This window comes from Siccirubricoccus sp. G192, from assembly GCF_019084075.1.
Classification (GTDB): Bacteria; Pseudomonadota; Alphaproteobacteria; order Acetobacterales; family Acetobacteraceae; genus G192.
Genome location: NZ_JAHREN010000001.1, coordinates 3,610,418 through 3,635,675, shown reverse-complemented (window position 1 = coordinate 3,635,675; position 25,258 = coordinate 3,610,418). Strand labels below are relative to the sequence as shown.

General features: G+C 67.6%; 20 protein-coding genes and 4 pseudogenes. 9 read left to right on the top strand and 15 right to left on the bottom strand.

Annotation, left to right across the window (positions count from 1 at the left end):
* Positions 1 to 175: 175 nt before the first annotated feature.
* A complete protein-coding gene (locus KSF81_RS17480; protein WP_217380069.1) occupies positions 176 to 436 on the top strand; it encodes a hypothetical protein in 261 nt (86 codons plus the stop codon).
* 233 nt (positions 437 to 669) lie between these two features.
* On the opposite strand, the gene KSF81_RS17475 is transcribed toward KSF81_RS17480, so the two are convergent.
* From KSF81_RS17475 to KSF81_RS17445, 8 genes and pseudogenes are all read right to left on the bottom strand, one after another.
* Positions 670 to 2,331, bottom strand: a complete 1,662-nt coding sequence (locus KSF81_RS17475) for an ISL3 family transposase (RefSeq protein ID WP_217380068.1) — start codon at positions 2,329 to 2,331, stop codon at positions 670 to 672.
* Between the two features lie 172 nt (positions 2,332 to 2,503).
* Positions 2,504 to 4,109 (bottom strand): annotated as a pseudogene (locus tag KSF81_RS17470) (ABC transporter substrate-binding protein).
* 329 nt (positions 4,110 to 4,438) lie between these two features.
* Positions 4,439 to 4,601: pseudogene (locus KSF81_RS32255) on the bottom strand (IS5/IS1182 family transposase); the annotation flags it as partial.
* A 131-nt stretch (positions 4,602 to 4,732) separates the two neighbouring features.
* Positions 4,733 to 5,665, bottom strand: coding sequence for a tripartite tricarboxylate transporter substrate binding protein (locus tag KSF81_RS17465; RefSeq protein WP_217380067.1), 933 nt, complete (start codon positions 5,663 to 5,665; stop codon positions 4,733 to 4,735).
* 107 nt (positions 5,666 to 5,772) lie between these two features.
* Positions 5,773 to 6,762: an amidohydrolase gene (locus KSF81_RS17460; protein ID WP_217380066.1), complete on the bottom strand. Its 990-nt coding sequence runs from the start codon at positions 6,760 to 6,762 to the stop codon at positions 5,773 to 5,775.
* A gap of 355 nt (positions 6,763 to 7,117) precedes the next feature.
* Complete coding sequence (locus tag KSF81_RS17455) at positions 7,118 to 8,260, bottom strand: zinc-binding dehydrogenase (RefSeq protein WP_217380065.1); 1,143 nt, start codon at positions 8,258 to 8,260, stop codon at positions 7,118 to 7,120.
* A 251-nt stretch (positions 8,261 to 8,511) separates the two neighbouring features.
* Positions 8,512 to 9,141, bottom strand: a complete 630-nt coding sequence (locus KSF81_RS17450) for an aldolase/citrate lyase family protein (protein WP_217380064.1) — start codon at positions 9,139 to 9,141, stop codon at positions 8,512 to 8,514.
* Between the two features lie 14 nt (positions 9,142 to 9,155).
* Positions 9,156 to 9,347, bottom strand: coding sequence for a hypothetical protein (locus tag KSF81_RS17445; protein ID WP_217380063.1), 192 nt, complete (start codon positions 9,345 to 9,347; stop codon positions 9,156 to 9,158).
* A gap of 444 nt (positions 9,348 to 9,791) precedes the next feature.
* Between KSF81_RS17445 and KSF81_RS32250 the strand changes: the two are divergent.
* Together KSF81_RS32250 and KSF81_RS17435 are read left to right on the top strand one after the other, a co-directional pair.
* Positions 9,792 to 10,559: pseudogene (locus KSF81_RS32250) on the top strand (Bug family tripartite tricarboxylate transporter substrate binding protein); the annotation flags it as partial.
* Entirely contained in the window at positions 10,528 to 10,965 is a 438-nt protein-coding gene (locus tag KSF81_RS17435) for a tripartite tricarboxylate transporter substrate-binding protein (protein WP_309139730.1), read from the top strand. The pseudogene KSF81_RS32250 and the gene KSF81_RS17435, both read left to right, overlap by 32 nt.
* Before the next feature lie 66 nt (positions 10,966 to 11,031).
* Here the strand turns inward: KSF81_RS17435 and KSF81_RS17430 are convergent, their stop codons facing one another.
* The 4 genes from KSF81_RS17430 to KSF81_RS17415 form a co-directional block, all read right to left on the bottom strand.
* Positions 11,032 to 11,583: a transposase gene (locus tag KSF81_RS17430; RefSeq protein WP_217377317.1), complete on the bottom strand. Its 552-nt coding sequence runs from the start codon at positions 11,581 to 11,583 to the stop codon at positions 11,032 to 11,034.
* 35 nt (positions 11,584 to 11,618) lie between these two features.
* Positions 11,619 to 12,128 carry a helix-turn-helix domain-containing protein gene (locus KSF81_RS17425; RefSeq protein ID WP_217377316.1) on the bottom strand — a complete coding sequence of 170 codons (510 nt, stop codon included), beginning with the start codon at positions 12,126 to 12,128 and terminating at the stop codon, positions 11,619 to 11,621.
* Positions 12,129 to 12,890: 762 nt separating this feature from the next.
* Positions 12,891 to 13,883 (bottom strand): tripartite tricarboxylate transporter substrate binding protein, encoded by a 993-nt coding sequence (locus KSF81_RS17420; RefSeq protein ID WP_217380060.1) that lies wholly within the window; start codon positions 13,881 to 13,883, stop codon positions 12,891 to 12,893.
* Positions 13,884 to 13,894: 11 nt separating this feature from the next.
* Positions 13,895 to 15,496 (bottom strand): rhodanese-like domain-containing protein, encoded by a 1,602-nt coding sequence (locus KSF81_RS17415; protein WP_217381748.1) that lies wholly within the window; start codon positions 15,494 to 15,496, stop codon positions 13,895 to 13,897.
* A gap of 719 nt (positions 15,497 to 16,215) precedes the next feature.
* Between KSF81_RS17415 and KSF81_RS17410 the strand changes: the two genes are divergently transcribed.
* Both KSF81_RS17410 and KSF81_RS17405 read left to right on the top strand, forming a co-directional pair.
* The gene (locus KSF81_RS17410) at positions 16,216 to 17,427 is read left to right on the top strand and encodes a phytanoyl-CoA dioxygenase family protein (protein ID WP_217380059.1); all 1,212 of its coding nucleotides are present in this window, start codon (positions 16,216 to 16,218) and stop codon (positions 17,425 to 17,427) included.
* Between the two features lie 61 nt (positions 17,428 to 17,488).
* Positions 17,489 to 18,574: an amidase family protein gene (locus KSF81_RS17405; protein WP_254453593.1), complete on the top strand. Its 1,086-nt coding sequence runs from the start codon at positions 17,489 to 17,491 to the stop codon at positions 18,572 to 18,574.
* A 34-nt stretch (positions 18,575 to 18,608) separates the two neighbouring features.
* Here KSF81_RS17405 and KSF81_RS17400 read toward each other — a convergent pair whose 3' ends face one another.
* Positions 18,609 to 18,935, bottom strand: coding sequence for a helix-turn-helix domain-containing protein (locus KSF81_RS17400; RefSeq protein WP_203077362.1), 327 nt, complete (start codon positions 18,933 to 18,935; stop codon positions 18,609 to 18,611).
* A gap of 487 nt (positions 18,936 to 19,422) precedes the next feature.
* Between KSF81_RS17400 and KSF81_RS17395 the strand changes: the two genes are divergently transcribed.
* The 4 genes and pseudogenes from KSF81_RS17395 to KSF81_RS17380 all read left to right on the top strand — a co-directional run bounded on the left by KSF81_RS17395 (position 19,423) and on the right by KSF81_RS17380 (position 22,261).
* The gene (locus KSF81_RS17395; protein ID WP_217380058.1) at positions 19,423 to 19,929 is read left to right on the top strand and encodes a DUF2924 domain-containing protein; all 507 of its coding nucleotides are present in this window, start codon (positions 19,423 to 19,425) and stop codon (positions 19,927 to 19,929) included.
* Positions 19,926 to 20,672: pseudogene (locus KSF81_RS17390) on the top strand (recombinase family protein); the annotation flags it as partial. The gene KSF81_RS17395 and the pseudogene KSF81_RS17390, both read left to right, overlap by 4 nt.
* Positions 20,673 to 21,317: 645 nt before the next feature.
* Positions 21,318 to 21,938, top strand: a complete 621-nt coding sequence (locus KSF81_RS17385) for an antibiotic biosynthesis monooxygenase (protein ID WP_217380057.1) — start codon at positions 21,318 to 21,320, stop codon at positions 21,936 to 21,938.
* Between the two features lie 29 nt (positions 21,939 to 21,967).
* The gene (locus KSF81_RS17380; protein WP_217380056.1) at positions 21,968 to 22,261 is read left to right on the top strand and encodes a GYD domain-containing protein; all 294 of its coding nucleotides are present in this window, start codon (positions 21,968 to 21,970) and stop codon (positions 22,259 to 22,261) included.
* A 78-nt stretch (positions 22,262 to 22,339) separates the two neighbouring features.
* Here KSF81_RS17380 and KSF81_RS17375 read toward each other — a convergent pair whose 3' ends face one another.
* On the bottom strand, positions 22,340 to 23,587 hold the full coding sequence (locus tag KSF81_RS17375) for an MFS transporter (RefSeq protein WP_309139598.1): 1,248 nt from the start codon (positions 23,585 to 23,587) through the stop codon (positions 22,340 to 22,342).
* Positions 23,588 to 23,841: 254 nt separating this feature from the next.
* Positions 23,842 to 25,107: a Glu/Leu/Phe/Val dehydrogenase gene (locus KSF81_RS17370; RefSeq protein WP_217380054.1), complete on the bottom strand. Its 1,266-nt coding sequence runs from the start codon at positions 25,105 to 25,107 to the stop codon at positions 23,842 to 23,844.
* Positions 25,108 to 25,258: the final 151 nt, after the last annotated feature.

The window sequence follows — 25,258 nt, the reverse complement described above, 5'->3', positions numbered from 1 at the left end:
GTGACCTCCGGGGGATGCACCGTGGCGACACTCACCGTCGGCATTGGCCAACAGTTCTCGACCATCGCGGCGGCGGTCGCTGTGTCGCGTGACGGCGACGTACTCGCAATCCAGGCCGGCACCTATACTAATGATTTCGCCACGATCAACACGAAGATCACCCTCCAGGGCGTCGGTGGCGGGACGGCTGGTCGCCACCGTCCCGCCACCGAACGGCAAGGGCATCCTCGTCACCAATACGGACGTGACGCTCGACAACCTGGAGTTTTCGGGCGCCAGGGTTGCCGACATGAACGGTGCCGGTGTCCGCTATCAGGGTGGCAATCTGACCATCACCGACACGACCATCGGACGGGAGCGGCTTCAGCCTGGCCACGGGCGCGCCCGTACGGACGGAGGTCAGGGTGTAGCCGCCGCGGATACGCCGCGCTTGTAGGCCGCCGCGTGGCCAGGGATAGGCCGCGATCTGCTGCAGCACCGGATCGTCCGCCGCCATGGCAATCCTCCCCGGCCGTGACCCGTTGAGACCTGCGGCCTCACCGTAGCCCAGCAGGTCCGCCATGGCCCACCCCGCCCTCCACCTGCCTCCCAGCTTTCTCGCCTGGCTCAGCCCGTACCTCGCTGTCTGGCCTTCCCCCGCTTTCACGGCTCTTCCGCAGGAAGCGTGGTTCAAGCGGCGAGGAGCACGCGGCGCCTGAGGAGATCGAAGCTGCTGCGTCCGAAGGTCTGGCGCTTCAACATCTTCAGCTTGCCTACCTGTCCCTCCGTTTGTCCGCTGCTCCATGAAGTAGTGAGAGCGGCTTTCACCGCCGCCCCGTCCTGTTGAAGGCTGGCGGCAAAGGTGGTGATGGCGGCCACACCGCTCCTCCTGGCGTCCCGGAGCCAGCCGTCGAGGGTGGTAATCGGTGCGCCGCACCGCGTCTTGGCGCTGACACAGCAGCTACGCAGGAGGTCTGCGAGCCGGCGGACCAGCCCGGCGACGGTGGCAGCTTCGGCGTCCTGCTCCAAGCGGGCGATGGCCGCAGCTTCCTCCTCGCTGAGCTGGTCCCTCGGCCGCGTCAGATACCAGGCGAGTTGCTTCGGCGAGGGGAGCGCCGGTGCACTGTCATCCCCAGGAGATGGCGCGGCCGGCAGCGCTCCTCCTGCGCGCTGTGGCGTGTGTTTCGAGCGTGTCGTTCGTCGCGGGCCCAGCCAGCGGTGGACCTGTCTCGCCGTTCCGCGGAATCCGCGGTCACGCAGTTCGCGCCACAGCGCCATCGCGTTCTCGCATCCGGTCGCAAGTCGTGCCTCCAGGTGGTCGAGGTAGGGATCCAGAATACTGGGACCGGGAGGCCGGACCGCCCGCTCCGGAAAGCTCTCGGCATCGGCGAACTTCCGCACCGTCCCGCGAGCCAGCCTCATGCGGCGGCTGATGGTGAGCAGCGGTTCGCCGGCCGCGATGCGGCGCCGAACCTCATCGTAGAGCGCCTTCCAGCGCGCCCGGCTATCGGCGCTGGCCGCCCGCTCGGCCTGGCTGCGTGGGAACGCGCTCGTCCGCCGCGCCGGGCCAGGCGGCCGACGCGGGATGGGCGGCAGGCGCCGGAGCCTGCCATGCACCCCGGCCAGCCAGCGCTCGGCCATCTGCCGAAGGTTCAGCAGCAGGTGCCAGCGATCGGCAACCTGCACGGCCCGGGGCGCCCCGAGCCCAATGCCGCGGGCGTACTCGGTCGAGCGGTCACGCGCGACGATCCGGATCCCGCGATGGCGCCGGAGCCAGTCGGTCAGCGTCGGGGCACTCCGGTCCGGCAGCAGGTCGATGACGCGATGCCGCTCCAGGTCAACCAGGATCGTCCCATAGGTCTGGCCCTTGCGCCGGGCCCAGTCGTCAACACCAAGCACATGCGGAGCCTGGCAACGCGGCAGGGGCAAGCGGCGCACCAGGCGCAGCACCGTGTCGCCGCTGGTCGGCATCCCAATTTGCTGCAGCATGCGCGCGCCCGCCTTGCCACCCATGGCAACGCCAACCCGTCCCTGCGCCGTCGCCAGCCGGTCAGTGCGCTGCGCCCGCGGCGCGATCAGGCTGGGCAGTCGCTCAACAAAGGTCCGCCGCGAGCATGCCGGATTGCGGCAGTACAGGCGCCTCACCTGAAGTTGGAGGCGTACCTGGCGGCCAAGGCAGGGCAGGTCGGCAGGGTGCCGAACCGTGCGGCTGTGGACAGCATGGCTCGCCTCACCACAATCCGGACAATGGCCGTTCCGCTGCCGAGCCTCAGCAGCGATTTGGATGTTGCTCGCGTCCGGGTGGGTGACCTCCCGGATGCGGCATCCTGGCAGGAGATAAAGGTCCGTCATTCCGAATATTACCGCCCGGCCGGCGGCGCCGCAGCTAGCCGCAGCGCACCGGCCAGCACCAACCACGCTTCCTGCGGAAGAGCCGTGAGACCGGGGCAGGGCCAGTTCGTTGTAACGCCGAGCGCGCTGCCGTCGGTTGGGGGCGCTAGTTGAGCGCCGCCGCGGCAGAGTTTCAGGACTTTGCGACGCCCCAGAAGTAGGGAAGCGGCCCAGCCGTCACTCCGGACACGTTGCTCCGCCAGGCCTGGGAGGTCCTGTAGAAGCCGGTTGGAAGGAAGGTGACATGCGACAGGGCGGCGGCGTTCATCTCGTCCACCGCAGCCCTCTCCGCCTCGAAGTCCGGCGCCTCGAACCACTTGTCGCGCGCCGCTTCCACCTCGGGGCTCGTCGGCCAGCCGAACCAGGCGCGCTCGCCATTAGCGCGCAACGGAAGGTAGGAGGCCGGGTTGATCCCTTGCACTCCGGGGAACCAGCTGTGAAACACATTCCAACCCCCCCTGGCCCGGCGGGCTCTTGACCGCGCGGCGCGCGCCGACGGTTCCCCAATCGGTAGCGACGAAATCCACATTCATCCCCAGGGAGCGCAGCAGTGCGTCGGTCACCTCTCCCATCGCCTTCATCGGCGCGAGATCCTGCGCGACCAGGACGGTGATGGGCCGGCCGTCATAGCCGGCCTCCTTCAGCAAGCGGCGCGCTCCGGCGACATCGCGCGGTCCCTTCAGGATCTCGCCGCCGGCTTCCGTGTAGAGCGGCGTGCCCGGCGTGAAGAAGCCCGGCAAGATCTGCCAAAGACTGGTGTCACTGCCGACCACCGCTTGCATGTAGTCCTGCTGGTTGAGCGCCATTGCGATCGCCCGCCGTGCCCGCACGTCGTTGAACGGTGGGTGCAAGTGGTTGAAGATAAACCCACCGACGTTGCCGAGTGGGTCGGCGATGTCCACGACAATGTTGCGGTTGCGCCGCAACGTCGGGACAAGGTCCGTTAAAGGGGTCTCCCACCAATCGACCTCGCCATTCTGGAGCGCGGCCGAGGCGGTCGCCGGATCCGGAATGATGACCCATTCAACACGGTCCACCAGCATCCGCTTGCCGCCCGCCAACCAGGATGCCGGCTCGGCGCGCGGCACGTAGCCGTCGAATCTGGTGAACACCGCCCGTGCCCCCGGCACCCACTCGTCGCGTGCGAAGCGCATCGGGCCGGAGCCGACGTACTCGGTAATCTGCTGGAAGGGATCCGTGCGGGCCAGGCGCTCTGGCATGATGAAGGCCATCGGCACGTTGTTATTGCCCAGCGCGATTTTTAGCCGAGGGTAAGGCTTCTTCAGGCGCCAACGGAAGGTTCGGTCGTCGACAGCGACCAACTCCTCCTGGAGGCCGCGGATCATCTGGCCCATGCTGCTGTCGCGCACGGTCCAACGATTCAGGCTAGCCACTACGTCGCGTGAGCGGACCGGCTCCCCGTCGTGGAAGCGCAACCCTTCTCGCAACCGGAAGCTCCAGGTCTTGCCGTCCTCGGTCTGCTCCTCGGCCTCGAGCATCTGGCGCTGCGGCTCGAGCCGTTCGTTGACGCCGTAAAGCGTGTCCCACACCATCGCCGCGGCGTTGCGGACCACGAGCTGGGTGCCCCAGACGGGATCGAAGTTCGCTAGGTTGGCCTGCGGGACGAAACGAAGGGTGCGCGCCGCGGCGCTCTGGGAGAGGGCCGGCCTGGAAAGGCTACCCGCCGCGGCGAGCGTGCCCATGCCGACAGACGCCCTCAGCAAGATCCTGCGTTCCATGACCGTCCCCTCCCAGGGTTGATGAAACACTTTCAGCCGGGCCTGCCAGACCGGCGGTAAATTGGCGGTGTTCATGGTCGCAGCCGGCCACCGGCCATGGCCACCCTGATCCTTCCCTGTTGCGTGCTACCGGTTCGACGAATGTGAACCCTGGGCTCGGGTTTTCCATGCCTGCGGCATCTCCTTCGACTGACCGGTGCCGCGGCGCCTAATCATTGGCTCCGGCTGATTGGGCATTGCACCGCACAGCCATGGCGTGAATGACACGAAGTGTGGAAGGGCAGCTTTCAGGGTCGGCGAGGCAGAAGCAGACCTTCGCTGCTCGTCAGCCCGTCGGGGTCGACACCGACGCGCGGCTGTTCGAAACCGTCGCCGGTAATGCCGGAGCTCCTTGCTGCCCGGACAGCCATAGAGATCGCGCTGGTGGTCGTAGGTGAAATCGGACCGGCTGAAGGTGCCATCGCTTCGCTGCGACTTGTCGAACACCGGGACAGACCGGACAGCGCGAGGAACAGCATAGGCTTGTAGCTGGAGCTGCTGATGAAGCTGCCGAACAGGACCAGCCGCTCCGGCTCTGTGGGCTCCGCCGCATCCAGCGTTGCAGGATCCTCCTCTCGCCGGCGTCAGTTCAGGGTGACTTTGACGAAGCGGATCACCTCCGCGTAGCGCTCGCTCTCCTCCCGCACCATCTCGGCGAAGCGCTCGGCCGTGGTGGCCACCACGAAGATGCCGAGTTCGCGCAGGCGGGCGGCCAGGCCGGGCTCCCGGATCGCGTCACGGAAGGCTTCGGAGAGGCGGGCCCGCGCCTGGGCCGGCACCTCAGCTTGGGTCGCCACCCCGAAGTCGGATGCCGCCGGCACGTCCCCGAGGCCGACCTCGGCCATGGTGGGAACGTCGGGCAGTGTGTTGATGCGCTCCGGGTAGCCCACCGCAAGCGCGCGCAGCCGCCCGTCAGCCAGGTAGGGCGCGGCCTCCGCTATGGTCGGGAACATGGTCTGCAGCCGGCCGGCCAGCAGGTCTGCCATGGCCGGGGCGTTGCCGCGGTACGGCACATGGACGATGTCGATGCCGGTCCGCATCTTCAGCATCTCGGTGCCGAGATGCAGCGTCGTGCCAATCCCACTCGTGCCGTAGGACCACTCACCGGGCCGGCGCCTGGCCTCCGCAACGAACTCGTCAACGGTGCGTACGGGAAGGGCTGCCGGCACCACGAAGAGGTGCGGCGCCAGGGTCATCCGCGTGAGTGGCGCGAAGTCGGCCATGCGGAAGGAAAGGTTCCGGTTCAGGAGCATGACCACCGGCCAGCTCGACCCCGTGATCATCAGCGTGGTGCCGTCCGGCCGGGCCCGCGTCACCTCCGCCATGGCCACCGCGCCGGTGCCGCCGGTGCGGTTCTCGACGACGATGGTCTGGCCGAGTCGCTCCGCCGCACCCGGCGCCACGAGGCGCGCCACCATGTCCATCGGGCCGCCCGCGGCGAAGGGTACGAGGAGCCGGATCTGGGGTGAGGCCTGCGCGCGCAGCAGGCGGGGCACGACGAGCAGGCCCCCGCTCACGAGCAGTCGGCGTCGCGTGCTCCCTATCCTCATCGTGCTTCCTCCCGGTTGGACGCCGCACTCCCGCAGGAGGGCCGGCGCGGCAGGCTTTGATGCGGCGTGGCCTCTCAGGGCGCGACCGGCATGCGGTAGAAGCGGATCGCGTTACGGTGGAAGAATTTCTCAAGTGCCTCGCGCGAAGCTCCCTTCAGCCCTTCCAGCATTACCGAGATGATGCCGCGGAAGTCGGTGCTAAGGCTGGCCACGGGCAAGTTGCTGGCGAAGATGATCCGGTCGGGACCGAAGACGGCGGCGGCCTCCCGCACCACGCGGACGTTGGAGGGGATGTCCCACCGGCCGTGCGGCAGACCGAGCTCCGAGATCTTGATGACCACGTTCGGGCAATCCGCCAGTGCCTCGAGCCCACGGCGCCAAAGGGCGAGGCCCTCCTCGGAGCGGTCGAGCGGCAGGCCCGTGTGGTTCACCACCATCGAGATGCCGGGGAAGGTGCGCGCCACCCCGGCGCCCTCCTCGAGGTGCCAGTAGGGGATGCGCATGTCCCAGGACATCCCGTGCTGCTCCAGCAGGGCGAAGTTCCGCAGCCAGTGTTCGTCCTGCATCGTGCCAGGCTGTCCGGCGATCGACTGCCCCGGTCCGGGCGAGGTGACCGGCCGGGACCGGATGCCGCGCATCAGCGGGAAGCGGGCGTGCCCGGCCAGGACCTCGGCGCAGTCGGGCTGGGTGAACACGACGTGGCCCACGATGGCGTTGGGCAGCCCGTAGCGGGCGTTCACCTCCGAGAGCCAGGCAGTCTCCTGCACCTGCTCCTCCTGCGCACGCGCTGCCTGGATATGGACGGTGCCAACGATGTCGAAACCCGCCAGGTCAGCGGCGTAGTCGGCCACGAGGTAGTCGCGGCAGATCTTGCGATAGTCGCCGAGAAAGAACTTCTCGTCGTACTGATCCTGCTTGGTGGGGTAGCGGCCGGCTTTGAGGTCCCACAGGTGGTGGTGCGCGTCGACGATCGGGATGTCGAGGGTCGAGCAGTCCTTCAGCGTGTTCAGGATCGAGTCCCCGCGGGCGGCAGGCCGCGCCTCTGCCGATTGGCTGCTGCTCATGGTCCGCCTCCTCCGCTTTCCGAACCGTGGCACGATGGACGGGCGCTGCCAACCAGTCGGTCGCGAACACCCGCATGGTCGTTCGCCGACAGCCGACCACGATCTCGCCAACGTCGATCGGAACACGTGCGGCGGCCTTGCTTGCGCCTGCCTCCGCAGCCAGGTGCAGCTTGCGCTACGACCGACGGGATTGTCCATGCAACAGCACCGATCCAAGCCGAAAACCGCTGTTCACCCAGTCGCTTCGCCCAAGGCACTGCTGACCGCAAATGCGGTAGCGATCCCCAGAGGGCGGCCGAGAGAGGTGATGCCCCCCGGCCGCCGAACGCCAGCTACCAGGACTCGCGCGGGCGCTTCAGCCCAGCCCCTGCTGCGGCAGGATCAGGAACTTCTCTCCCGTGGCGCGCCGACAATAGGCGCGCATGGTCTCCGGCCGCAGCGCCTCGGCCAGGGAGATTTCCGCGGTGTAGTGGCTGGCGAAGGTGGTCTTCAGCTCGGCGGCCACGCGGGCGCGCAGCCGTGCCTCTGTCGCCGCGCCCAGCTTCTTCAGCGCCGGCCGCAGCAGCCAGCCGCCCAGTCCCCAGGCGAAGCCGATTGGCGCGCGCTCGAAGGTGGTGGGCCCGGTGTTCAGTCGGCCGTACAGGTAGACCTGCTTGTGCCGGTCCGAGCCGTAATGGTGATAGCCGCTGGCGGCCTGCCGTGCCGCGGCCTCCATGGCGGCCAGGATCTGCCCAGCCAGCGGTCCGCCGCCCACCGCGTCGAAGCCCAGGGTCGCGCCGGTCTCCGTCAGTGCCGCGGTCAGCGCCGCTGCGAAGTCCGAGGCGCTGCTGTCTACCACGTGGCGGGCGCCCTGGCTCCGGAGCAGTTCCGCCTGCTGCGGGCTGCGCACGATGTTCGCCAGGCCAATGCCGTCCGCACGGCAGATGCGATTCAGCATCTGGCCGAGGTTGGAGGCCGCGGCGGTGTGTACCAGGGCGGTATGGCCCTCCTGGCGCATGGTTTCGACGAAGCCCAGCGCCGTCATGGGGTTGACGTACCACGAGGCACCGTCGCGCGGTGTCGTCCCCTCGGGCAGCACCAGGCATTCGGCCGCCTTCGCGCGGCGGTACTGCGCCCACATCGCTCCGCCGAACACTGCGACCCGCTTGCCGAGCAGGCCAGCGACATCGGCGCCGGCACGCACCACGGTGCCCGCGCCCTCGTTGCCCACGGGAAGCGAGGCGTCTAGCCGTGCGGCGATGGCCGGCAGTGCCGCCGCCGGCACCTGCGCGCGCACAACAGCCTGTGCTGCAGTCCCGGCGAACTCGGCCGTATCGAGCGCGGCCGGACCGAGCAGAACACCGATGTCGGAGGGATTGACCGGCGTCGCCTCAACCCGGACGATGATCTCGTCGGCTGCCGGTTCCGGCACCGCCGCCTCATACAGTGAGAGCTCTAGAACGCCACCCTTGCTGATGCGCGAGCGCAGCTCCAGTCCGCGCAGCCCGTCGCCTTCCATGTTGCCCTCCCCGTGATGCTCAGACGGAACCGCCGGGTTTGGCCCTTCCCGGCGGATTATTCTGCACGACACCCCCGCCCATAGAAGGTTCCTTCGCAGCTTCCTGCAGAATCTACTTGTCGAGCGTCGGTTCCGCCACCGCCAGCCGCAGCCGCGCATTCTCGCGTTCGAGGCGCTTCGGCCGCCATGCCTGGTCCAACTTCAGGCCGCCGCGTCAAGGTCACCGGCGATGGCATGTCACGGCCCGTGCCTCAATAGGTTCCGGTCTTCGCTGGCTGCGGCGCCTGGGCCACCGTCGCTTCGCCCGTCAGCATTGCCCGCATACCGGCCCCGTTCGTGCGCCACCAGTTGTACAGGATCCGCACATCCCACCCGATGCAGAAGTGCTTCACACCCATCTCCAGGTACGGCTTCGCGGCCGAGATATCCGCCAATTCCACACGCGGATGCTTGCCCATCCTCAGCGCTGTCTCGATCGTCCTGCGCTCCGCCTTCACCACGTTAGGGTGCGATCGCTGCCCGGTCAGCCCCAGGCTCATCGAATAGTCGGACGACCCGAACTGCACCATGTCAATGTCCGGGACTGACAGGATCGCCTCCAGATCCTCCACGCACTCGCGCTTCTCGACCATGATGGCGATCACCACTTCGTTCAGCGCATCAACATAGGCTGGCGAGCCGCCCTCCAGCACGGTGCCGACATCGCGCCGCATGCCGACGCCGAGCCGCCCGCCGGTGCCGGGGGTTTCGGCGCGCACCGCGGCGACGCACGCCTCGGCGTCCGCCACCGTCCGGATATCGGCGAACAGCACGCTCTGGAAGCCCGATCCGATCGCCCGCATCGCCTGATGCGCGTACTGCTTCTGCTCGACCTTGATCATACCGGCCAGGTTCTTCAGCTCGAAGGCACGGCCGAGATTGTCGAGGCATGCATGGTGAACGGCGCGTACTCGGCAGTGTACTCGACATAGTCGTAGTTCTCTGCGTCGCCGATCAGCTCCACGAGGGTGGGCCAGCTGGACAGGATGTGCGTGCCAATCGTCGGCTCCCCGGCGTTCAGCTTCTGGCGAAGGCGGTTGGGACGCATGGTATCGTTTCCTCTGGCAAAGGGGCTGGCGTGCAGGAGTGTTACCCGACCAGGACGTGCGCGCAACCGGAGCGACGTCGGCCGGCTCGGCGGCGAAAGCCGATACGTCGTGCCATCCACCAGCTTTTCCGAAGGTCAGGTCCTGCCGAACAGCCGGCAAAGGCAGATTGGATCCAACGGGGCTATCTCGGCTCGCTGCTGCAGCTGACTCTGCTGGCGGCGGATATCGCGAAGCCCATCCTGAATTGGCGGGCGCCGAGAGCCCCCCACGTTGCCAGCCCTGCTGAACACCTTTCCGATGGAGTGGTCCGCGCAAGCTACCGTGGCGTCTTCGCCTGACCTGTAGCTGATGCCCGGCCTGCCGGGACCGCCAAGCCTGCCCGGTTGACCGCGCCGCGCCGAAGCGTACCGTCCGCTTGGCCGAAAGGGGGGAGTGACGGACGCATGGGTTCTGCAGCCGCGAAGCGCGAATGCCTAAAGGCTTCTGGTTGCCGCGGTGGTGGGCGTCACCATCCTGGACCGGTCCTGCTGGACGCAGGAGCGGCCGCTCACGCTCTTCGTCGCCGAGCCGAGCCACCGACGCGCAAAGAGGTAGCGATGACGAGGAACACGATCAACACCGGCCGAAGCTGGTACGCAGCGGGCGGCGGAACGCGCCGTGCCTTGCTGGGCATCGCGGGCGCAGCCTGCGCTGCAGCGACTGCGCGCGCCCAGCGCCCGGCCTGGCCGACACAACCGATCCGCTTCATTGGAATCTTCCCGCCTGGCGGTGGGACCGATATCCTCGCACGTATCTGGTGCAACCGGATGGCCGAGATCACGGGCCAGTCCTTCGTCGTCGAGAACCGCTCGGGCTCGGGCGGGAATGTGGGCACGGAGGCGATCGCGCGCGCCACGCCGGACGGCAACACGATCGGGCTCGCCTCGGTCTCCTCCCTCTCGATCGCGCCTAGCCTCTACCCTCGGCTGCCCTATGACGTGGAGCACGACTTCTCTTATATCTGCGGCCTGTGGCAGCTGCCGAACCTCCTCATTGTGCGCCACGGCATCCCGGCGCACAGCGTCCCCGAGCTGATCGCGCTCTGCCGCCGCGAGCCCGGCCGGTTCAGCTTCGGGAGCTCGGGCGCCGGCACCACGCTCCACATCGCGGGCGAGATGTTCAAGCACATGGGCCAAGTGGATATCCTGCACGTGCCCTACCGCGGGGGGCGCGCAGGCCTACAACGATCTCCTGGGCGGCCGCGTAGACATGGTCTTCGGCAACATTCCCGAGGCGCTTCGCCTCTCGCGCGAGGGGCAGGTGCGGCCGCTGGCTGTCACGGGGGCGGCGCGCAGCCCCCAGGCGCCCGAGGTACCGGCCATGGCCGAGTTCCTGCCGGGCTATGAGATCAACTCGTGGGGCGGCGTGCTCGGTCCCGCGGGCATCCAGCCCGCTATCGTCGAGCGGATCGGTAAGGTCGGGCGCGAGGCGGTGGAGAGCGCCGAAGTGCGCCGCCGCTACGAAGAGGCCGGTGCCACGGTGTGGTGGACACCACCCGCGGGCCTCGCAGAGTTTCGCTGCGAGAACGAGACGCGCTTCGCGCCGCTGGTCCGGGCTTCGGGCGCGCGGGTGGAGTGAATGGCGGCAGGAACGGCGCTTCCGGATGACGTGCCGGGCTCACGCCGCCCCCGCGTGCGCAATCCGCTAAGTAGGTGGCCAAAAGTCTTCTATCAGGTTCCTGAGCCAGAAGTGCTTTGAAGCCATCCCGGCCTTGCGGCACGCCTGCTGGGGTGTCAGTCCCAGCACCCAGTCTGCGGCATCGCTGGCCAGAGCATTCACCGAGGTGGCCTGCCGATTGGCGGCGATGAGCCGCTTCAGTTCGCGCCAGAGTTGGTCCATGGCGTTCAGTTCCGGAGCCTGCTTGGGCAGCCAAAGGAACCGGATGCCAAGCGCCGCGGCCAGCATCTGGGTGCGCGCGGCGGTGTGTGCGCTGGCCCGGTCGGCCAGGAGCCAAATCGTGCCGGCGGCGCGGTAGCGGCGTCGCACCTCGCGCAAGAAGACCTGCGCATCGGCAGCGCCGGCACGCGGACGGACGAGCACGACCCGGTGCGCGGTCCGCAGGTCGATCGCGCCGAACAGCACTCGCTTGGCGTTCGCGCCGGTGATCGGCACGGTGGCCTGCGTGCCCTTGAGAGCCCAGGCCGCGCGCAGCGGGGGAAACAGCCGCAGCAATGTCCAGTCGCAGCACAGCAGCACGTCGCCGGCGCGCCAGCCAGCGCGCAGGCGCCGGATTATTCCCCTTTTTTCTGGGCCAGATGTACTGCCCGTCCGACGTAGACGTAGCGGGGCCGCTTCCAGCGGTAGTTCGCCTCATGCAGGCGGCGGCGCAGCGTTCGGGCGCCGACCGTGATGCCGTGACGTCGGTGCAGATACTGCCTGAGCAGAGGCACCGTCCAACTCGTCGCCTGATAGCCGCAGCCGCGCGGGTCGCGTGCCAGGGCCGCCGCCAGGCGGCACGGAGTGAGCCGCGGGGCCGAGTGCGGTCGCCCGGGGCGCGGGCGGTCCGCCAGGGCGGCGGCATCATGGGCCGCCAGGTAGCGTTCGAGCCACCCGCGAACACTGAACCGTGTGGCGCGCACGTGCCGGGCCACCTCACTGATTGGCTGTCCTTCAGCGACCAGCAGCACCGCCTCGACCCGGCGGTACAACCGTGCCTCGCGCGCCACCGATAACACACGCTCAAGGCGGCGCCGATCGGCCGGAAAAAACCGCTGCACCTCACGCTTTGCATGTCCACGCATGCCAGCCAGTGTGCCAGCAAGATCAGACTGGTCGAAAACTTTTGGCTACCTACTTAGGCCTTTGACGGATTGTGAGCGCGCCCCCGACCGAGTGGTGATCGGGCCTACGGGTGCTCGGCGTGGAGGAATTGGCAGGCTTTGTCCGCGACCTCACCGCCATCGCGCCCGAGGCGCTGAGGGTCGCCGCATGATCCAGGCGACCAGCATCATGGTCCGTCTGCCGCTGGCCTTCCGCCGCCGGCCCGGGCGCAGGACCGTGATCAAGCCGGTGCGGCGGGGCGGAGAGGTGGCCACCATGCCCACGCGGTCCGCCCGGCGCTCGTGAAGACGCTGGCGTGGGCGTTCCGATACCAGCGCCTGCAGGACAAGGGGCGATATGTCTCGATCAGCGACATGGCAGCGGGGGAGCGAATCGAGCGCTGCTAGCTCGACACACTCCTTCGGCTAACACTGCCGGCGCCGGAGATAGTCGAGACTATCCTTAATAATGGTTGCCAGCCGGAGGAGGTGACCCTGCCGGCACCAATGAACGGGACGCGGAGGCTCTGGACGCGCCAAGTGTGGGTGCACTAGTCCGATTCGGCTTCGTCACGGGCGCTTGCCGCAGGGCAGCCAGCGCCGTCCTGGTCACCGAGCGAGCGTTTCAGACCCCCCCACCTGCTGCGGCGACAAAGAACCACATTCCATATCAGAAAAGTTCGCCAGTTCGGGTTCCGCGCGATCTTCACGAACATAGGATGCTGCAGGCACGTAGGCGCTGCCTCAGGCGTCCTCTGCCTTGATCCCGGCGGCTGCGATTACCTCAGAGAAGCGCGAGTTGGCCGCCTCCAGCGATTCTTGGAAGCCGATCGGTGTCGTTGCAGCGATGACGAAGCCAAGATCGGTCAGCTTCTGCGCCACTGTCGGGGTTTGCAGGGCCGCGCGCCATGCCTGGGACCATGCATCAATCACCGCGTCCGGCGTGCCCTCTGGTACCAGCACGCCTTGAGTGCTGGGCACGTCGAAGCCCGCGATCGCCGCTTCCGCCAGGGCCGGCACGTCCGGCATCGCCGGATCGCGCTGCAGCGTGGAGACGGCAAGCGGCCTCAATCGACCTGAACGCACATGGTCGGTGACTGCCGGCAGAGTAATAATCATGGCGTCGATCTGCCCAGCCAGCAGGTCGAGCGTTGCGGGCCCGCCACCGCGATATGGTACGTGCACAACGCGCATTTTCCCTAATCCACGATTCAGCATCTCGCTGATCAGGTGGGCGATGCCGCCATGGCCCGGCACACCGAGCGTCAAACCTTGCTCCTGGCGCGCCCGCGCCACGTAGTCCTCTACGCTGCGGATGCCGCTGTTCGGATGCGTAACCAGCAGCTGCGCTGCGGTGATGGTCATCGTCACCGGCTTCAGCCGGGAGCGCAGCATGCCTTGAGCGCGACCATAGAGAATGTCGGAGATGACGATGCCGTCGCCGGAGGCGACCAGTAGGGTGTGCCCGTCCGGCGTGGCGCGGCCTACCATGGCAGAGGCGACGCGCCCGGCGGCACCGCCGTTGTTCTCGAGCACCAGGGTCTGGCCCAATCCCTGGCTGATGACGGGCGCAGCGGCGCGGGCATGGATGTCGAGGGTGCCGGCGGCGGCGGCCGCGATGATCGTGCGCACCGGCTGCCTTGGCCGCCAGGTTTGCGCCCGTGTGAGGCTCGGCGTGGCCAGCAGGCTGGCGCCGCCGATCAGCGCGGCGCGACGGGGAAGCCAGATCGGGGTCATGTCTTGCCTCCTCAGACTGGCTGCAGCACGCGGAAGCGCGCATCGCCATCGCGTGCGATCTGCGCAGGCAGATCGAGTTCCCACTGGATGTAGCGGCGCTTCTCTGTCTCCTGCTGCTCTGGCGGGAATTGCGCCGGGGCGAGCCAGACATCATCCTCAGCGAGCAGCCGCGCCGCACCCTTCTCCGTGGCCAGATTGGCCCCGCGCCATGCGGCATTTCCGCCAAGGAGCGGTCGTACGCGCCGGCCGTGGCCTTGAATGTCGCCGGCGCCGAGCATGGCCAGCGCCACATCATCCGCGGTGACAACAATGGTCTGGGCACCTGCTGCATGCGCCGCGACGGCGTCGACCAGGCGCGCGCGGGTGGTGAACCAAGCGCCGGGGATGTGGCCGGCGCGAAAGGCGCGGCTGCTGCCAATGTCGAAGACTGCTATGCTGCCTTCCGCCGAGGCCACCTGTAGCTCCGCAGTATCGATCCAGTCAGGTCGGAGGTCGCCGAGGCCTGGCACGCTCCGTGGTTCCGGCCCAGTTTCCAGAGGACCAGTGATGCCGCCCTCCAGCACAAAGACATCGGTCCAGCCCATCTGCACGAGCCAGGAGGCGGTGACGAGGGCGCGGACGTCCTCCGCGTCCACGAGCACAATGCGCGCGCCGAGCGTGCCGACGTAATGATCAGTGGATTGCACCAGCTGCCCGCCAGGCGCGGAGCGCGTGCTGGGCATGTGGCCAGCACGGTATTCGTCCGGGCTGCGCACATCGAAGGCGAAGAGGGTGCGTGAGTCGGTTTCGGCACGGAACTGCGCCAGGCCGTCGAGCGAGACGCTACGCACGCCGGCGCGGCGGGCGAGGTCCGCCGCGGCCTCCCGGGCCCAAGTTAGCATTTCCGGTTTCGGCGGGGGCACCGTGCGGGTCTCGTCATGTGCGAGCGTTAGGCCCGCGAACTCCCATCCCATGGTGCCGTTCTCCAGCGCAGCGACGCGGTTCGGCAGCCGAGCGTTGATCAGCGATTGGGCGCCGATGATGCTGCGGGTCCGGCCGGCGCAATTCACAACCACCAACGTCTCTGGGTCCGGTGCTGCTTGGCGCGCGCGATGGACTAGCTCGGCGCCAGGGCAGTCGATACCCCCGGGTATGCTCATGTCGCGGAACTCGGCCATCGGCCGACTGTCGAGCACGACGAGGTTCCGGCCCTCGGCCTGGAGCCTTGCCACCTCGGCGGCAGACAGGTGCGGTGTGCCGGCCTCCAGCTCCACCACCTCGCCGAATGCCTTACTCGGCACGTTGGTGCCGATAAACACCTCGAAGCCGGCAGCAGCCCAGGCTTGCGTGCCACCGGCAAGGACGGAGACCTCCGTGTAGCCGAGCCGGGCGAGTACTACAGCGCCACGGCCGACGAGGCTTCCGTCACCGTCCGTCAGGATGATGCGCGCACCGCGTCGCGGCACCAACGCGTCGATCACCAGCTCCAGCCGGCTCAGCGGCGCCGGTGCCGCGAAAAGCAGATGCCCCTGGTCAGAGAAGGCGCGTTCCTCCCGAAGGTCGAGCAGGGCGAGCTCCCGCCCGTCGCGGATTGCCGCCTTCACCTGCTGTGGTGACAGCAGAGGTGGGGTCATCTCGGGCACTCGGTCCTCCCGTTCTTTGATTCGCTTTGCTCAGGATGCATTCGAGGGACGCCGGTGGAAAGGGTCGGGGCTGCCAGGCCGGAGACCGGCGTAGGGTCGAGGGGGCAGAGCCGTAGCTCGACATCGGTCCGCCTGCCCGCTCCACCCGCGCCAGGACGACTTGCGCCTGCTCCGCCGGGAAGCGTTCGCCTTATAGTGGGTCGAGCCGGGCCAGAGACTCCCGGACATTACCCTCCTGCAGGTCCGACGCCTCTGCCTGCGCCGTCAGCCAGGTGCCGACTATTACCGTGGCCGGGTCGGCCGGCGCAGACACCGGCTCCGGGTGGAGGGGCTAGCCGGCCTCGTCCGAGATCTCACTGCCATTGCGCCCGAGGCGCTGAGAGTCGCTGCGCCTCTATCAACGAAATGGCGGCCGCCGAGCCAATCGAGTGAGGTTATCTGGGCAGCTTGCTGCGGCTGAGGCTGTTGGCGCCAGATGCCGTGGAGGTGATCCTCGATGGACGGCAGCCGGGAGGGCTTGGGCTGCCAAGGCTGCTGGAGTCGTCCCCATGGGAATGGGCTGAGCAGCGCAGCATTGCCTCACGGGTGGGTCAGATCGACCGAGCAAGGCCGTTCATTAGCGCTTGGCTAGGTAGTGCTGACCGAAGACCGCTTGTCTGGATGCAGCCTTGCCAGCGATGATGTCAATACTAAGGGAACCGAGACGCACCATGAACGAACTTACCGAGCCGTTGACGGCTCCGCGAGGCCTCTCCCGCGCGGACCATGCCGCCGGAATGACTGCCTACCGGGCCGCGGGCGAGCGGCTGGCGGCCGAGATCGGCAACCGCGGGCCGTTGCGCCTCACTGATGACGGGGCGTTGCATCCCGACATTCAGGCCGCCTACTGGCGCCATGGCTACTACATCTTCGAGGGTGTAATCGACGCATCCGAGATCGAGGCGCTGCGCGCCGACGCGCAGACCATGCTCGCGCGCGCCCCGGTCGGGCCCGACGCGAAGGTCGACGCCCAGGGCCGTCCCGCGCTCGGCCTCAACTACGCGCGCTTCCCCTACCGCTACACGAAACCCCTGGCGGATCCCTGGGGAGGCACGCAGCTGCTAGGAGGCCGCCACCCAGCACAAATGAGCCAGCCGAAGCCGGACGAGGGCGCGCCGGAGCACGTGGTGTTCCTGATGTACTCCATGTGCCAGTCGATGCCATCGGGCCTGCGCCTCTACGGGCACCCCAAGCTGCTGGCCGCCGCGCAGTCGATCAACGGCCCCGATTTTGTACCTTTCAACGACGCGATCTTCGTCAAGCAGCCCGGCCTCGGTGGCTCCGTCGCTTGGCATCAGGACGGGGTGACGCACTGGAACTCGCCCAATTGGGACGAGGGAATCCACGGTTTCAACTACCAAGTGCAGCTCTACCCTACGACACCGGCCAACTGCCTCTGGGTGATCCCTGGCTCGCACAAGCTGGGTAAGGCCGACATCAAGGCCATGGTGAGAACCAATGGCGGCAGTGAGCAACTCCCGGGCGCTGTGCCACTGGTTTGTGAGGCAGGCGACGTGACCATGGTCAACCGGCAGATGGTGCACGGCTCATTTGCCAACAGCTCGCCCGACATCCGGATCTCGCTGACCTTCGGCTTCCACCGGCGTAAGTCGGTGCTTGGCCAGAAAGCCGCGCTGTCGATCGAGGACAGCAACGCGATCTACGACGAACGGCGGGTGTTCGAACGTTCGGCGGTAATTCAGGTTGCCATCGACGCACGACACCGGGCCTTCCCTCACGAGCCCGCCTTCCACTACCGGCCATTCACTGGGCTGGAGAGCCAATTCCCGATTCACGCCCGAGACCTTCGACCGGGTGATCCGCGATTACAACACCAAGGACCTCGCCATCTGAAGCGGCTGCGGGCTGTCCCCTGCGTTTGATAGCGCGCCGGGGGAGCCGAAGCTGGCCCGGTCGCGTGCGGGAATGAGGGGGCGGGTGCGAATGATGGACACCGACGAGATCGGCTACCTTGGTGTGGCGGAACTCGGGGCGTTGTACCGGGCGCGCAAGCTCTCGCCCGTCGAGGTCGCCAAGGCTGTGCTCGAGCGGATTGAGCGCATCGATCCTATGGTGAATGCCATGATGCGCTGCACGCCGGACCACGCACTGGCGGCAGCCCGGCAGTCGGAAATGGTGTTCATGCGGGGCGATACCGCCCGCCTGCTTGAGGGCATCCCCATCACCATCAAGGATTTGCAGCCCACGAAGGGCGTACAGACCGATTATGCGACGGCGGTGATGCAGGGCACGATCCCTGACGTCGATGCTCCCGTGGTCACCCGGCTGCTTGACGCGGGCGGCATGTTGCTGGGCAAGACGACCTCAGCGGCCGAATGGGGCTGGAAGGGCGTGAGCCAGGCACCAATCTCGGGCATCACCCATAATCCATGGGGCAAGGGATTGAATGCTGGGGCCTCCTCTTCGGGGGCCGGTGTAGCGGCGGCGTGCGGCTACGGGCCGCTGCATCAGGGGGGCGACGGTGCGGGCTCGATCCGCATGCCCGCGCATTTCTCCGGCGTCTTCGGCCTGAAGCCAACTTACGGGCGCGTGCCGAGCTGGCCGATTTCAAACAATGACCTCGCCACCCATGTCGGCCCGCTGACCCGCCGCGTGGAGGATGCTGCGCTGATGCTGCAGGCGATCGCTGGCCCGCATCCCTGGGACTTCACCTCGCTCGAGACGTCGCCACAGGACTATGCCGGCCAGCTTAAGGCTGCGAACATGAAGGGCAAGCGGATCGGCTTCACCCGCGACCTCGGGCATGCGAGCGTCGATGGAGATCAGGATCTGCGGCGGCTGGCCGGGCAGGAAGCAGGTCATCCCCTCGACGTCGTCGCCCTCGTCGGAGAGGTCAGCATACTGGTCGAGGCTGCTGCTGTGCTGCTCGACCAGGACCGTGAGGTCATCGGTGGAGAGCGGGAAGCGGACCTCGCCATGACGCTCCTGCAGGAAGGCCGTGACGAGCCGCTCGCAATCGCGGTCGATCTCCGCTGCACGCAGGAAGAGCCGCTGCGGGAAGCGCCCTGACTTGTCGATCGACCAGCTCGCCACGCATGCAATCCTATTTCGAGAGGGCTTTCCGGAACGCCTTGAAGGCCCTGACCCTGGTTGCCGAATCGGTCGCGGCGGCGCGGAGGTCCTCGGGGATCTTGCCGGCCAGCACGAACAGGTCATCCGCATCCACGGATAAGGCCCGGGCGAATTCTCTGATCAGCTGGTCTGAAGTCGGGCTGCGGCGGTCGTGCTCGATGTCGTTGAGGTACTGCGGCGATATCGACCCCGAGCCATCCTCCTTCTGGACAGCGGCAGCCAGGTCCTTCTGGCTGATCCCCTTCTTCTTCCTGGCGGCAATGATGGCCTGTCCCAGGGTGGTGGTTGGCGTTGTCATCGCCCTTGCATCCGGCGAAATCCTTGCCTGTGGCACTTAGCGGAGTGGCGTAGTCGGCGCTTGACTCCTACGTCAAGCTGCGAAGCTGGACGTGGCGGAGGATTTAGCTTCCGGGATGGGGCCGTCCGCCGGTGCCGATTCGCGGCGCCATGACCGTCGCCCTGCGGAATGCGGGCCTGGCGGCGCCCTACGCGGGATTTCGCAGTGGCGCTTTTGTTCCCGCGGGACTTCTCTAAGAGATTGTTTTCGCTGTTCTTCTCGGTTGGGCGACACGATCTTGCCTCCCAGCCATGCCACCGAACCCCTCCAATCCCCACCTCCCGCCGCACCTCCGCGAGGTCTGCAGCATCCTGGCCGCCGGCCTCGTGCGGCTGCGGAGCCGCGCTGCCGAGGAAGCTGCGCGCGAGGCTGCTGACCAGGGAGAGCGCGACCTACACTTCCCGTCCCCTCAGCGCCTGGATGCGAACCGGACCAACCGGAGACCCGCATGACACGCGCCACCAAAGCCAAAGCCGGCACCCCGCCGGCGCCGACCATCCCCGCCATTCCACCGGCCGACGTGCTCGGGCGCCTGGCAGCCCTGAAGACCACCGCCACGCCGGACCTGAAGCAGCAATGGCGGGAGCTCTTCGCGGCCGAGCCGCCGCCCTACAATCGGCGCTTCCTGGAAAGCCGCCTGGCCTACCGCATCCAGGAACTGGCCTATGGCGGCTTGAAGCCCGAGACGGTCCAGCGCCTGGAAGCCCTGGGTGAACAGCTGGACGGCGGGAATCCCGTCCTCCGGCGCATCCGAGGCGACGACAAGCCAATCACCGGCACGCGGCTGATCCGTGAGTACCAGGGCGTCGAGCACAGCGTCACCGTGCTCCACGACGGCTACGAGTATCAGGGTCGTCCGTACCAGTCGCTCTCCTCCATCGCGCGGGCCATTACCGGCACGCGCTGGAATGGCTGGCTGTTCTTCGGCCTGAAGAACCGGAGGGGCACGGCATGAAGCGCAAGCCAGCCGCCGAGACCGCGATGCCGGCCACGGTGCGGAAGATCCGCGCCGCCGTGTACACGCGCAAGTCGAGCGAGGAAGGGCTCGACATGGAGTTCAACTCGCTCGACGCGCAGCGCGAGGCCTGCGAGGCCTACATCACCAGCCAAAGATCGGAGGGTTGGGTGCTGGTGCGCGACCGCTACGACGATGGCGGCGTGTCCGGCGGCACCCTCGACCGGCCTTCGCTGCGCCGCCTGCTGGCGGACATCGAGCGCGGGCTGATCGATGTGGTGGTGGTCTACAAGATCGACCGGCTGTCGCGCGCGCTGATGGATTTCGCCAAGCTGGTGGAAGTCTTCGACGCGAACAACGTGACCTTCGTGTCCGTGACGCAGAGCTTCAACACGACGACCAGCATGGGGCGCCTCACGCTGAACATCCTGCTCAGCTTCGCGCAGTTCGAGCGGGAGGTCATTGGTGAGCGCATCCGCGACAAGGTGGCGGCCTCGCGAGCGCGCGGGATCTGGATGGGAGGCTTCGTGCCGCTCGGCTACGACGCCAAGGATCGCAAGCTGCTGGTGAATGAGGCCGAGGCGGCGCTGGTGCGCCGGATCTTCGAGGGCTTCGTCGAGACGGAATCCGGCACGAAGCTGGTCCAGGCCCTGCGCACCGAGGGCGCCACCACGAAGCGCGGCCGCCCCTTTACCAAGAGCGACGTCTATCGGGTGCTGAGCAACCGCACCTATCTGGGCGAGGGTGGGATTCGAACCCACGGTAGGCTTGCACCTACTTTGCTTTTCGAAAACCGACACAAATTCAAGCGTTTGGTGCGGTCAGGACGCGGTCAGCAGCAAATCAAGACGTTTGCGGGTCCGGGATTTGCACTGCGGCCCAATTCCGGGAACCAGAAACCGAGCCGTACCGGGCATTCCAAGCATCGGTCCCGATGAGGGTGATCATCCTGATTGCGCGCTCCTGCTCCTCCCGGCGAGGGTCGAAGGCGCCAGCGGTTCATGGGAGGATGCGGCGCGGGGCAGGGGAGGGGCAGCGCAGAGGCGAACACAGGGAGAACCGGAATCGCTTCGCTGTGCCGACCTGTGTGCCGACCCCTGTGCGCCTACGGCGTCGTATGCGCCATATGCGCCTGCTAAGTACCTGAAATGGCTGAAGCCGGGTGGCACGGCCTTGTGCCGACTTGGTTCGGATTCGGTTTGCTAAACCGTTATAGGGGGTCAACCTCTATCGTGGGTTCGAATCCCATCCCCTCCGCCATCGCAACGGTTTACCCGAGCCATCCACAGGCTCCTATCCTGGTTTCCGGCTGATCTGCGGGCCCTCGTGGTAGCCTGCATCGGCGCCGGCCCGCTGCGGCCAGCGCCAGCCCTGCCAGGGAGTGCGCCATGACAGACGCGTGGTGGTATCTCACGATCCGGAAGTACAGCGGTTCCGGCCCGCCCGAGGAGATCGGCCGGAAGGTCCGCGAGGGGCTGCTGCCGGCGCTCCGGCAGGAGCCTGGATTCCGCGCCTATCATGCTGCCAGGATCGACGGCGGCGGTGGCGTGTTCTCGGTAACGGTGTTCGACAACCATGATGCCATGATGGCCGCGAACACACGTGCCCTCGATTGGGCAGGCGCCAATCTCGGCAACCTGCTCAAGGGGCCGCCCGAGGTGACGATGGCCGATGTGAAGGTGCATCTTGATGCCGAACGACCAGGCCGTGACGGCTATGTCATGATCCGGGCCACCGAGGGCCTGGGGCCGAGCGCGGGCGTGCTGCCGACCGTGCGGGACAGGCTTGTCCCCTTGAGTCTGGCGCAGCCTGGATTCCGTCACCTCTATACCGGCCGTGACGAGGCGCAGGAGGGGCATTCGATCGCCGTATCGGTCTTCACCAACCGGGACACGGCGACGGCGGCGCATGCGCAGGTCGTCGCACTCATGGCCCAGCACCGTGACATCTGGCCGAAGCCTACACGGATCGTATTGGCAGGCGAGGTGCTGGTCGCCGTCGTGGCCTAGCAGGCTGCCACCCCAGGAGGACCACAGTCATGACAACCTACATCGCGCTCGGTGACTGGACCGACCAGGGCGCGCGGAACATCGGCGAATCCCCGCGCCGGCTCGATGCCGCCAAGGGGCACCTCGAGGAGATGGGCGGCCGGTTCGTGGCCTTCTACATGACCATGGGCGGCCACGACCTGGTTCTCGTCTACGAAGCCCCGGACGACGCCGTGGCCGCCCGGTTCACCTTGATGCTCGGCAGGCTCGGTGCCGTGCGGACGAAGACGCTGAAGGCATTCTCGGAACAGTCCTACCGCCAGATCATCGCCTCGCTCGGGTAGCTGCCGCGGGGCAGGGGTGGGGCGCCACTTCGCCGCCCCGCCCCGCCATCCCGGGCCCGAGGCGGCGACCGATCGCCTCTATGCCAGCGCCGGCCGGCGCCAGGACCGCCGGAGCAGCCAGAAGGCGATCGACATGTTCAGCAGGTTCCACAGGATCCCATTGACCAGCGCGGACTGGTAGGAGCCCGTGGCGTCGAAGATGGCGCCCGACATCCAGCCTCCCAGCGCCATGCCGGCCAGCGTCGAGGAGAGCACCAGGCCGACGCGGGTGCCGGCCTCCCGCGCCGGAAAGAACTGCCGGACGATCATGGCGTAGCTCGGCACGATGCCGCCCTGGAACAGGCCGAACAGCGCGGATAGCGCATAGAGCGAGGCCAGCCCGTCGAAGGGCAGGAACAACGCGAGCGCCACCGCCTGCAAGGTGGAGCCGAGCAGCAGCGTGGCGAGGCCGCCGATCCGGTCCATGACCAGGCCGAAGGTAAGGCGGCTGATCACGCCGAAGCCGAGCATCACGGAGAGCATCTCGGCGCCGCGCGCCGCGCCGTAGCCGAGATCCACGCAATAGGCGACGATGTGGACCTGCGGCATCGCCATCGCCACGCAGCACGCAACCCCCGCGACGATGAGCAGCGCCTGCAGCAGGTTCGGCGAGAGGCCGAGTGCGAGGCCCGGCGATCCAGCCTCACCGGCAGCAGGCGGTGCAGCCTGCGGCGGCGGCGCCCGGCGCAGCGCGAAGGCAAGCGGCAGCATCGCGATGAGGCAGAAGACGCCGATGCCGATATGCGTCTGGCGCCAGCCCACCGTTGCGATGAAATGCTGCAGGACCGGCGGCCAGATCGCCCCGGCGAAATAATTGCCGCTGGCGCAAAGGGCGACGGCGATGCCGCGGCGGCGATCGAACCAGTGCGAAGCATCGGCGATCAGCGGCCCGAACAGGGCGGAACTGCCGAACAGCCCGATCAAGACGCCATAGGTCACCGCGAATACCGAGAGGCTTTCGGCAAAGGCGGTGGCGATGTAGCCGAGGCTGAGCGAGAGCGTGCCGATCACCACGGGCACGACGACGCCGAAGCGGTCGGCGAGCCGCCCCATCAGGACGCCACCCAAGCCGAAGCCGATCATGGCGAGCGTGTAGGGCAGCGAGGCGCCGGCCCGCGCGACGCCGAATTCGGCCTGCACCGCCGGCAACGCCACCACGATCGACCACAGCCCGACGCCGCCGATGGTGCCGAGGAGGATGGCTGCCGCCAGGCGGAACCAGGCGTAGCGCGATTCCACCGCACTCGCCGGCCGATGCCGTGCCGCGGCGCAGGGAGTACCGGGCACCGCGGGCGTTCCTGGAAATGACATGCCTCGATAAATCCCCGGGTTCATCTGGCCTTGGCCCGACCATCGATCGGGACCGGCGGTGCCAATCTCCCCTACAGCGGGGTGCCGAATTGATGGTTCGGCACCCCGCTGCAGCCTGTTGTTTGCAGAGCGGATTCACGCCTCCGGGCGGTTCTGCCCTGCGGCGATCTGCTCTGGCCCGGCCATGGGCGCCAGAGCGCCATCATGGCCGGTTGCGCAACCCGATCGCCTCAGCTCGTGAAGAACTGCTGCGTCCCATGCGCCTCGATCGCGCTGGCAAGGCGCGACAGGGCGTGGATATAGGCCGCCGTGCGGGGCGAAACCTGCCGCTCGCGGGCAATGGACCAGATCTTCGCGCCTTCCCGCTCCATGGTCGCCTTGAGGCGCTCATGCACCTCCTCGACGGTCCAGTAGTAGCCCTGCCGGTTCTGCACCCACTCGAAATAGGACACGGTGACGCCGCCCGCATTGGCCAGGATGTCCGGCAGGACGACGACCCGCTTCCCTTCCAGGATGCGGTCCGCCTCGGGCGTGACGGGGCCATTGGCGAGTTCGAGGACGACCCGCGCATGGACGCGATGGGCATTCGCCTCGTCGATCATGTTCTCGAGCGCCGCGGGGACCAGCAGGTCGCAATCCACCGCGATCAGGTCCTCCGCCGCCAGGGTCCTGACACCGCCCTGCCCGGCCAGCGAGGTCACCGGCTGGCCGGCGGCCTTGGCGCGGAGCAGCGCGTCCACATCAAGGCCGTCCTCGCAGATCACCGCACCCCGCGAGTCCGAGACCGCAACGATGCTGTGCCCCTCCGCCGCCAGGAGGCTGGCGATGAACTGGCCCGCATTGCCGAATCCCTGCACGGCGACGCGCATCCGGCTGCCGAGGCCAAGCTCCCGTGCCAGGTGGCGGACCAGGTAATAGCCGCCGCGGGCGGTGGCGTCGTCGCGGCCGAGCGATCCGCCCAGCGCGATCGGCTTGCCGGTGATCACCGCGGGGACCGACTGCCCGACGATGGAGGCGTATTCGTCGGCCATCCAGCCCATGATTATCGCATTGGTATAGACATCCGGCGCAGGAATGTCCCGGTCCGGGCCGATGATCCTGGCGAAGGCCTGGACATAGGCGCGCGACAGCCGCTCCAGCTCTGCCTTCGAGAGGGTCCGCGGGTCCACCTGCACCGCGCCCTTCCCGCCGCCATAGGGCAGGTTCATGACGGCGCATTTGAAGGTCATCCAGAAGGCCAGCGTCTCCACCTCCTCCACCGTGGCGTCGGGGTGGTAGCGGATGCCGCCCTTGGTCGGACCGCGCGTGTCGTCATAGCGGCAGCGCCAGGCGAGAAAGGACTTGCGGGATCCATCGTCCATCCGGATCATCAGGCGGACCTTCGTGGTCTCCCGCGGGTATTTCAGGCGCTCAAGCACGTCGCCATCGGTCTGGAGGTGGCGCGCCGCCTCATCCAGGCGCGTCAGCGCCACGTCCAGAAAACTGCTGTCCGTCATCAAGTTCTCTCCTGGCCACCCAGCGCGTCCGGGGGGGGCGCCCTTATCCATTGCAGAGGGTTGGGATGGCATGATGCAGCGCTGCCGGCAACCAGCGCTCTGGTCTGGGCAGGGTCGCGTGCCCGGGGTGGTTTCACCTCCGGGGGAGCCG

What these genes read in the sequence shown, in the direction of transcription:
- KSF81_RS17475 (WP_217380068.1), bottom strand. Translation starts at nt 2,331, where the DNA reads ATGACGGACCTTTATCTCCTGCCAGGATGCCGCATCCGGGAGGTCACC.
- KSF81_RS17460 (WP_217380066.1), bottom strand. Translation starts at nt 6,762, where the DNA reads ATGAGCAGCAGCCAATCGGCAGAGGCGCGGCCTGCCGCCCGCGGGGAC.
- KSF81_RS17455 (WP_217380065.1), bottom strand. Translation starts at nt 8,260, where the DNA reads ATGGAAGGCGACGGGCTGCGCGGACTGGAGCTGCGCTCGCGCATCAGC.
- KSF81_RS17450 (WP_217380064.1), bottom strand. Translation starts at nt 9,141, where the DNA reads ATGATCAAGGTCGAGCAGAAGCAGTACGCGCATCAGGCGATGCGGGCG.
- KSF81_RS17445 (WP_217380063.1), bottom strand. Translation starts at nt 9,347, where the DNA reads ATGCGTCCCAACCGCCTTCGCCAGAAGCTGAACGCCGGGGAGCCGACG.
- KSF81_RS17425 (WP_217377316.1), bottom strand. Translation starts at nt 12,128, where the DNA reads ATGCGTGGACATGCAAAGCGTGAGGTGCAGCGGTTTTTTCCGGCCGAT.
- KSF81_RS17420 (WP_217380060.1), bottom strand. Translation starts at nt 13,883, where the DNA reads ATGACCCCGATCTGGCTTCCCCGTCGCGCCGCGCTGATCGGCGGCGCC.
- KSF81_RS17415 (WP_217381748.1), bottom strand. Translation starts at nt 15,496, where the DNA reads ATGACCCCACCTCTGCTGTCACCACAGCAGGTGAAGGCGGCAATCCGC.
- KSF81_RS17410 (WP_217380059.1), top strand. Translation starts at nt 16,216, where the DNA reads ATGAACGAACTTACCGAGCCGTTGACGGCTCCGCGAGGCCTCTCCCGC.
- KSF81_RS17405 (WP_254453593.1), top strand. Translation starts at nt 17,489, where the DNA reads ATGATGGACACCGACGAGATCGGCTACCTTGGTGTGGCGGAACTCGGG.
- KSF81_RS17400 (WP_203077362.1), bottom strand. Translation starts at nt 18,935, where the DNA reads ATGACAACGCCAACCACCACCCTGGGACAGGCCATCATTGCCGCCAGG.
- KSF81_RS17395 (WP_217380058.1), top strand. Translation starts at nt 19,423, where the DNA reads ATGACACGCGCCACCAAAGCCAAAGCCGGCACCCCGCCGGCGCCGACC.
- KSF81_RS17385 (WP_217380057.1), top strand. Translation starts at nt 21,318, where the DNA reads ATGACAGACGCGTGGTGGTATCTCACGATCCGGAAGTACAGCGGTTCC.
- KSF81_RS17380 (WP_217380056.1), top strand. Translation starts at nt 21,968, where the DNA reads ATGACAACCTACATCGCGCTCGGTGACTGGACCGACCAGGGCGCGCGG.
- KSF81_RS17370 (WP_217380054.1), bottom strand. Translation starts at nt 25,107, where the DNA reads ATGACGGACAGCAGTTTTCTGGACGTGGCGCTGACGCGCCTGGATGAG.